Raw genomic sequence first — 3,824 nt, 5'->3', positions numbered from 1 at the left:
TGACGTTTCATTGAGGCTCACAAAAGGGAAAAATCGCTACTTAACGTGGCGATTTTTCTTTTTATAGGGTGCTAATCCGGTGATAGGACGGGAATAACTAACTATGGAAATGATTCGCCTATACAGACTGATTTTGAGGTATTTTTTGATTTCTGATAAGCCAGTAGATAACATATAAGGCTAAAAACCCACTAGCACTCAGGAAAATCCAGCTAATCTGATCAACTGATAATAGCAAGACTAAACCGGATACAACTAGCCGAAATAGAGCTTGACCCAACATGAAGTAGGTGGAAACACCACCTCCTATCGTTGCCAACTGCTCCTCTGGCATGGAATTGACAAATTTTGCATTAAATTTTGGACCACTAGCTCCGAAACCAATTCCCATAGTCGCTAAAAAGAATAGGATGAGAGGCAATTGGTGAGTCAACATTCCTACAAATACCCCCAATAGAGAAAAAGTAGCTGCCACTTCAAGCGTAACCATGCTGGTCTTTTTGAACAAGGTAAAGACCAAAGAGGAACCCAAAATATTTCCGACAAAAAATATTAGAATGGTCAGGGCAAGTGTTGTTTCAACATTGAGGAAGACAAGATTTGGGTCTTCGCTAATCAGCAGGACCAGAATAGGATAGAGAATCGCTCCACAGGCGTTGATTATGGGGCTGGTAATCAGGACCAGGCGGAACTCTGGAATCTTGCGCAGCTCCACGATTGCTTGCTTGAATGAAGCTAGAATGCCCGGACCTTTGGTTTCTGACTCGGGCTGGCTCGGCTGCTCTGCTATTTTCAAAGGCTGCTCCGTCAGGAGTTTGCGAAAGGCTGGCGTCAGCAGCTGCATGATGAGGAGGGAGGCTAAAAAGGTGCCGGCGTTGAGAAAGGCCAGTTTTTGGTAGGAGAGGAGGCCGACCAAGAGGGCAGAGAGGGCCTGAAAGGCGATGTTGAGGAGGCTGGTCACAGTCTGGCGAAAGGCCGAGTATTGCTCCCGCTCTTCTTTGGGCGCTACGCGTAATCCCAGAGGTGTATAGAGGCCGTTTTCATAAAAGCCAGCGAAGTCTGCAAAGACATTGAAAGTTGCAGCCACCACGACAATCCAGAGGGCTGGCTCAAAGCCCATGCAGAATCCGAGGATGAGGTAGAGAAGGACACGGAAGAGGAGGGTCAGCTTGATAGTGCTGATTTTGTTTACTGTCTTGTCTGCCAGATAGCCTGTGAAGAGGCCCATAAAGCTAGGAAAGATTTCTGAGAAGGTCACGATCGCCAGCGCCAGACGGCTGTTGGGCACCAGCAAGACATAGTTCATCAGGGCCAGATAATAGACAACATCACCAAAATTGGACAGCATATCCGCCGTCAGTACCCATAGGTAGGTAGCATTTTTCAAAATCTTTTTCATGATAATCCCTTTCCTTTGTGTAATTTCCAGAATATTCAGATATTTTGTCTTGCAGAGGAGCCGGGATAGACTGCTCTCTGTTCACTCTAGGTGTAGTAGATATTCAGAGTAGAGAAAGCCATATCTCCTGTGATACGCAGCACCTTTTCCCCCATACCAGTTGCATAGTTATTGACAGTAGACATGGAACTATCCAGCTCCACGACCGCCAGCCAATTTGCCGGCAGATAGAGGTCAACTGACGCGAAGGCCGCATCGATATGAAAATCTGCCTTATCACCTAGAATCACCGCCTGATCAAAATAGACCGTACTAGATCCAAAGGCTACATCCACACTGTCATGAATAAAATTCTCCTCATGGATGTATCGAGTCGAGGAACCAAAAGCTGTATCGCGTCCCTTATCGCCAATCACTCCTTTGACAAAACTTTTTGTATCGACCATATTCTTGCTCCTCCTAGGTTTTATTAACAACTTTACCCCTGTGCAAGCCAGTATCGCACCTAATATCAAGGTCCAGGTATCAATTTCCAACCAATCAAAGTGACTGTTTAGCACAATAAAGACCAAGGTTCCCCAGACAAAGCTTGTAACTAGCTGTTTTTTTATCATTGCTTTAAAAAAGAGATAACTCCAACCGACTACCAGCGCCAATTTCCAAAGAGGAAATTCCACAACCGGCAAGTAGTCTTGAAACAAGACTAAGCCTGCCAAGATCAGTAAAGCTATTCCCAAACCATTTCTTTTCATCTTCCTACCTCACTTCTTGTAATTTTTCTTTTAACAAATGATAATAATGCCGTGACACATGAACTTCCTTATGGGTTTTATGAAAAGAAATTCGACTAGTTCCTGAAAAAGACTTATCCAATGAATACACTGCTCTAGCATTGGCAATCGTTGATTTAGAAACCCGACAAAAGTAGATGGGCAAATGCTCCTCAAGTTCATAGAGTTTCATCTTAACCTCGTAGGCATCATCGCCTGTATGAGCAAAAATCTTGGTTCCGTCCGTTTCAAAGAAAAGTATGTCACCCAATGAAAGAAAATACTCGCTGCTCCCCTTGTAAAAAACAAGCGAGGGACGACTAACTTGTTGCAAAGCTTGCTGAATCTGTTCAATCTCTAGTCCCAGCTGACTGGTTCGGATAACAACTTCAACCTGATCTAAGCTGTCATCAAATTCAATCCTAACTTTCATAAACCCTCCTTTGCTTTTGATACTCCTATTATAACAGGCAATTCGGGGAATACAAGAGCATTTCAGTAAGTGGTTACAAATTGGAGGTAAGTGGTAGAAATGAATAAAGAAAAGTCCCTTGCTTTACACGAGGGACTTTGCCTGCATTTATGGTAAGTCGAAGATTTTAGAACTAGTCATTTGATTCATTGCTAGCATTTTTCTTTCGCTGCTTAAAGAAAGTACCTAGCAAGAGTCCTACTCCCAACATAGATGCCAATGAAAGGCTCTCCTCCCCTGTATTTGGTAACATTTTCTTTTCCTCAGTCTTTGATTTCTGAGTCGTCACCTGTTCAGGAAGAGACTTATTAGCTAATTCAGATTGTAAATCCAGATTTTCCTTTGTGTTAGTTACACTAAAAGACATCGAAGCGGAGTCACTCAGTGAACTTGAAACTGATTCGGAAATCGAAGTCGATTCACTCAACGAAATTGAAACTGATTCGGAAATCGAGGTCGATTCACTCAACGAATTTGAAACTGATTCGGAAATCGAGGATGATTCGCTCAGCGAAATTGAAACTGATTCGGATACCGAAGCGGATTCACTCAGTGAATTTGAAACTGATTCGGATACCGAAACGGATTCACTCAACGAAATTGAAACTGATTCGGAAATCGAGGATGATTCGCTCAGCGAACTTGAAACTGATTCGGAAATCGATGTTGAGTCACTCAACGAATTTGAAACTGATTCGGATACCGAAGCGGAGGCGCTCAACGAATTTGAAACTGATTCTGAGGCCAAAGCGGACGCGCTCAGCGAACTTGAAACTGATTCTGAAATCGATGTTGATTCACTCAACGAATTTGAAACTGATTCTGAAGCTGATGCGGACGCGCTCAGCGAACTTGAAACGGATTCGGAAATCGATGTTGATTCACTCATCGAAATTGAAACTGATTCTGAGGCCGAAGCGGAGTCACTCAGTGAACTTGAAACTGATTCGGAAACCGAAGCGGATTCACTCAGTGAACTTGAAATTGATTCAGAGGATGAGGCGGACGCGCTCAGCGAACTTGAGGTTGATTCGGAAACCGAAGCGGAGTCACTCAGTGAATTTGAAACAGATTCGGAGGCCGAAACGGAGGCGCTCAGCGAACTTGAATTTGATTCGGAAATCGAGAATGATTCGCTCATCGAACTTGAAACTGACTCGGAAACCGAAGCGGAGTCACTCAG

At 43.8% G+C, this 3,824-nt stretch carries 4 protein-coding genes and 1 pseudogene; 1 reads left to right on the top strand and 4 read right to left on the bottom strand.

The features are described 5' to 3' along the window. Positions 1–118: 118 nt before the first annotated feature. From K6V43_RS11245 to K6V43_RS11230, 4 genes are all read right to left on the bottom strand, one after another. Positions 119–1,399 carry an MFS transporter gene (locus tag K6V43_RS11245; RefSeq protein ID WP_222383141.1) on the bottom strand — a complete coding sequence of 427 codons (1,281 nt, stop codon included), beginning with the start codon at positions 1,397–1,399 and terminating at the stop codon, positions 119–121. 86 nt (positions 1,400–1,485) lie between these two features. Next, positions 1,486–2,151 carry a hypothetical protein gene (locus K6V43_RS11240; RefSeq protein WP_222383139.1) on the bottom strand — a complete coding sequence of 222 codons (666 nt, stop codon included), beginning with the start codon at positions 2,149–2,151 and terminating at the stop codon, positions 1,486–1,488. A gap of 4 nt (positions 2,152–2,155) precedes the next feature. Beyond that, on the bottom strand, positions 2,156–2,602 hold the full coding sequence (locus K6V43_RS11235) for a LytTR family DNA-binding domain-containing protein (protein WP_024391590.1): 447 nt from the start codon (positions 2,600–2,602) through the stop codon (positions 2,156–2,158). Positions 2,603–2,774: 172 nt separating this feature from the next. Further along, complete coding sequence (locus tag K6V43_RS11230) at positions 2,775–2,894, bottom strand: LPXTG cell wall anchor domain-containing protein (protein WP_222383137.1); 120 nt, start codon at positions 2,892–2,894, stop codon at positions 2,775–2,777. Positions 2,895–2,985: 91 nt separating this feature from the next. Between K6V43_RS11230 and K6V43_RS11225 the strand changes: the two are divergent. Continuing rightward, positions 2,986–3,824, top strand: a pseudogene (locus K6V43_RS11225) (hypothetical protein); the annotation flags it as partial.

Source organism: Streptococcus suis (assembly GCF_019794615.1).
GTDB lineage: Bacteria > Bacillota > Bacilli > Lactobacillales > Streptococcaceae > Streptococcus > Streptococcus suis_AI.
This window is presented reverse-complemented; position numbering and strand designations above follow the sequence as displayed.